Below are 3,761 nucleotides of genomic sequence, written 5' to 3'. Positions count from 1 at the left end.
GATCGAATGGATTACCTCGATCAAGGGGCGGAATTTACCCCAGCAAAATTACCGGTCTCATCGTCGCTCTCATGACCGATCTCCTTGCTCCCCAACCGCACGAGGCAGTGCTCGAGATCGGCACCGGCCTGGGCTACCAAGCCGCAATCCTCGCGGAACTCGCCGGGCAAGTTTGGAGCGTCGAAATCATCGAGGAATTCGCAAGCCATGCCGGGGCTCTCCTGCAGGGCCTCGGCACCTCCAATGTCGGCATTCGTGTCGGAGACGGGTCTCGCGGCTGGCCTGAGCACGCCCCATTCGACAAGATCCTGGTCACCGTGGCGGCTGAACGGACGCCGCCGGCTTTGCTTGAGCAGCTCAAGCCAGGGGGACGCCTGGTACTGCCTGTTGGATCTGAAGAAGTCCAGTTGCTGGCTGTCATCGACAAGGACGCGGCAGGGCAACTCAAGACTCGGAAACTCATCCCAGTTCGGTTCAGTCGGCTCGAAACGGTCACATGAGGGGTGCGGCTGCGCGGAGCCGTGCTGGAAGATCAGGATAACGCGCGCGCCGCATCGATCACACGGGGCACTGGATGGCATCGCCGATCTTTTGACATCCATGCCGCAACGCTACCCGTCGAGCACGCCTGCAGCCGCCGGTCGCAGCCGCTGGCGATCATGCCGGCGCGGTCGTATTGCGCGCTTCTCAAAGACCCTTATCCAGCCTACTGTGTGTCTACCAGAGGGCAAATGGGTCGCTCATCTGGGAAATGACGGCCAAAGGCTCAAGGAATTCGCCCAGTGGCCAACACGTAGCGGGCAGGAGGTAACGATGGATCTCAAAGACAGGCGCCTCTGGTACGGCGTGGTAGCCGTGATCGTGGTATTGGTCGTGATTGCGTATGCGGCTGGTTGGTTTGGCGGCACACCAATACCAGCGCCGCAGCAGTGAGAGCGATCGTCATTCTCGCTTGGCGGCAGCTGACTGCTCAGTCTCTAAAGGTCGAAGGAAGGGATCCCTGATTGGCTGTTTCGCTGGTTCGGCTACCATCCTGACGACGCACAGCCTGGACCGTTTTTGAGATGGCTTCCGCTCAACCTGTTGGACGGACCGGTTCCTGGATCGCACGCAATCCGCAACACTCCGCCATCGGGCCGGGTAACTTCGATAATGGTTTCGACACGGACAAACTGCGATCCTACGGAGTAGCCAGGCGCCAGGTCATGCCGGAAGTCGTACACTGGAGCCACAAGGGCCCCAACGACCGGGCGGAGAACTCGCATCGGCCCGGCCTTCGGCGGTTTCGAAGCTCACCTGCCACTCGCTTGATCCCGCTGCCCCGGCCAGCAATGGAGCCGGGGCACTCCAGCACAGACTCTGCCCGTCAATCACCTCGATCGGCACGGACTCCAGACCGACATCGTCGAACAGCCGCGCATTTGACCGCGTTCGCCAAATTAATGGCCGGATCTTTGCGAAGCCTCCACATTTTCGTGAACGAAGCCCTCCCAGCATCATCGTGATTGGACTTCACGATCGGTTGGAGTCACGTTGGCTGCAGGCATAAGAAGGATATGGGTGGACCAACTATCGTCCGAATAGGAGGGCCAAAATGAAACACCAGACGATCGAGCAACTGCAGATCGTCGCCGAGATCGATCAGGCCTACCCGCGCCAGGCCATGTTGCGCAGCGAACGTCTTGAACGCTGGGCGGAGCTCCTTGAACGGAATCCTGACCGGCGCCTCTCGACGCTGCACCAGACCGAGTATCAGCCGGTTAGAGCACGCGGGGCCATGCGCGGCGACGGCTCGCCGATCTCAGTCGCTTTCGAGGATCCTGTCCTTCGCGCCGCCGGGTTGGAAAACGACAACTACGGCGAAGCGAAGCGGTTCTTCGAACTGACCGATAGGCAATTGCATGAGATCATCTGCTATTGCCATTTCGGCGCGACGGTGACCGCCGCAACGGCCGCCCGTCACATCCGTGCGGTGCGTACCAGGAGACAGCCCGGCATGTTCGCTCGGTTGCACGACGCGTTCGTCGGATAAAAGCCGGCGCCGTTTCGCAGCATCATTTTTGAAGCGGCTCGCATGGAAAGCCGCCGCCGTAGCGCAGGCAGGCGCTCCCCACGCGGGGAGGCTGTGTTGCATGCGGGATGGTGCGGTCATGATTATCCAAGGTCCTTTTCGAGAGCGGCGTCGAGGTCTGCTGGGCTGAGTTGCACCATCTGTTGCGCCGAACTCTGCAGGGCGATTGCCGGCAGGTGAATGAACGCGCCGACGCGTCGCCAGGCAAGCCTGGAGGATCCCCTCAATCGATCGACGCGGTAGTCTCCGGCAGGTTGCCACGCCTCAAAACCCGGCAGCCGGAACGCGGATGAAAAGTGAACGACGGTCTGCGTGGTGCGACTGGCCATGGTGCTTTCCGCAAGAGCACGCCGACGCCCCTCCTGCATCTTTTCCATCCGAACCGGAAAGATCCCAATGCTGCCAGTACATCCGTGGTCAGCGCCGTGGTTCAAAGACTCCAACAGAGCGACATGCGCGCCGAATAAGCGCTATACATTCGCTGTCGGAAAATTCGGTGCTTCATGGCGGGTCGAAGGTCGCGGACCTATGTCGATCGGGACCGCGAAAGCCAAATCGGCCAAATCCACGCAATCTATATATATGTCTCGATGCACATTCAATCAAGGCTCAATAGGTTTGGTTCGTAATTGCGGATTAATATAGTCTGTTGTCGGCAAAATTAAGAGGGATGTATTACGATAAAATTGCTTATTGCTCCGCTTTTCGGACGGCCAAAAGCGCCGGTAACAACGACTGATTTACATTTCAAATATTTTCGGCTTGAGGAATTAAAAATTTGGCACTCCTATCATTCGAGTGCCAAAGGGGCTATGTTAAGTGTTGCAGTCGCTCTATGTGCGGCGGCAGAAAGAACCCCAATGAAATTCCGGCCACTCCACGACCGCGTCGTCATTCGGCGCGCGGAAGGCGATACCAAATCCAAGGGCGGGATCATCATTCCCGATACCGCCAAGGAAAAGCCTCAGGAAGGCGAAGTGATCGCCGTCGGCCCAGGCTCACGTGACGAAAGCGGCAAGCTGATCCCGCTCGACGTCAAGGCCGGCGACTTCATCCTGTTCGGCAAATGGTCCGGCACCGAGGTCAAGATCGACGGCGAGGATCTCCTGATCATGAAGGAGAGCGACATTATGGGCATCGTCGAGAAGACCAAAGCGGCCAAGAAAGCCGCCTGACCGGGCGATTTCCGATCCCGCAATTTCAAGACTGAACTGGACGTAAAATCATGTCTGCCAAGGAAATCAAATTCTCTACCGATGCCCGCGACCGGATGCTTCGCGGCGTCGAAATTCTGAACAACGCCGTCAAGGTGACGCTGGGCCCCAAAGGCCGCAATGTCGTCATCGACAAGGCCTATGGCGCACCGCGCATCACCAAGGATGGTGTCGCCGTCGCCAAGGAAATCGAGCTTGCCGACAAGTTCGAGAACATGGGCGCCCAGATGGTGCGCGAAGTGGCCTCGAAGACCAACGACCTTGCTGGTGACGGCACGACGACAGCCACGGTGCTGGCCGCTTCCATCCTGCGCGAAGGTGCCAAATTCGTTGCCGCGGGCATGAACCCGATGGATCTCAAGCGCGGCATCGACCTTGCTGTGGCTGCCGTGGTGAAGGACATTCAAGCCAGGGCCAGGAAAGTCAAATCTTCGGACGAGATCGCCCAGGTTGGTACGATCGCCGCCAATGGCGAC

At 58.9% G+C, this 3,761-nt stretch carries 5 protein-coding genes and 1 pseudogene; 5 read left to right on the top strand and 1 reads right to left on the bottom strand.

Annotated elements, in window-relative coordinates; genetic code table 11:
* From BQ8482_RS22390 to BQ8482_RS22380, 3 genes and pseudogenes are all read left to right on the top strand, one after another.
* On the top strand, positions 1-500 hold a 500-nt coding region (locus tag BQ8482_RS22390; RefSeq protein WP_133254815.1), incomplete at its 5' end, for a protein-L-isoaspartate O-methyltransferase family protein.
* Positions 501-1,163: 663 nt separating this feature from the next.
* A pseudogene (locus BQ8482_RS22385) lies at positions 1,164-1,289 on the top strand (IS6 family transposase); the annotation flags it as partial.
* 305 nt (positions 1,290-1,594) lie between these two features.
* Positions 1,595-2,032: a hypothetical protein gene (locus BQ8482_RS22380; protein ID WP_123149584.1), complete on the top strand. Its 438-nt coding sequence runs from the start codon at positions 1,595-1,597 to the stop codon at positions 2,030-2,032.
* 122 nt (positions 2,033-2,154) lie between these two features.
* Here the strand turns inward: BQ8482_RS22380 and BQ8482_RS22375 are convergent, their stop codons facing one another.
* Complete coding sequence (locus BQ8482_RS22375) at positions 2,155-2,400, bottom strand: hypothetical protein (protein WP_123149694.1); 246 nt, start codon at positions 2,398-2,400, stop codon at positions 2,155-2,157.
* A gap of 531 nt (positions 2,401-2,931) precedes the next feature.
* On the opposite strand from BQ8482_RS22375, the gene BQ8482_RS22370 reads away from it, so the two are divergent.
* Together BQ8482_RS22370 and BQ8482_RS39465 are read left to right on the top strand one after the other, a co-directional pair.
* Positions 2,932-3,246, top strand: coding sequence for a co-chaperone GroES (locus tag BQ8482_RS22370; protein ID WP_123149583.1), 315 nt, complete (start codon positions 2,932-2,934; stop codon positions 3,244-3,246).
* Positions 3,247-3,296: 50 nt separating this feature from the next.
* A partial coding sequence (locus BQ8482_RS39465) for a TCP-1/cpn60 chaperonin family protein (RefSeq protein WP_280178866.1) occupies positions 3,297-3,761 on the top strand: 465 nt, incomplete at its 3' end.

It is taken from the genome of Mesorhizobium delmotii (assembly GCF_900149755.1).
Classification (GTDB): Bacteria; Pseudomonadota; Alphaproteobacteria; order Rhizobiales; family Rhizobiaceae; genus Mesorhizobium; species Mesorhizobium delmotii.
Note: the sequence above shows the minus strand (reverse complement) of the source record. Positions and strands in the feature narration are given on the sequence as shown.

Bases quoted from the DNA above. Each gene is read 5' to 3' on its own strand.
- BQ8482_RS22370 (WP_123149583.1), top strand. From the start codon at position 2,932: ATGAAATTCCGGCCACTCCACGACCGCGTCGTCATTCGGCGCGCGGAA.
- BQ8482_RS22380 (WP_123149584.1), top strand. From the start codon at position 1,595: ATGAAACACCAGACGATCGAGCAACTGCAGATCGTCGCCGAGATCGAT.
- BQ8482_RS22375 (WP_123149694.1), bottom strand. From the start codon at position 2,400: ATGGCCAGTCGCACCACGCAGACCGTCGTTCACTTTTCATCCGCGTTC.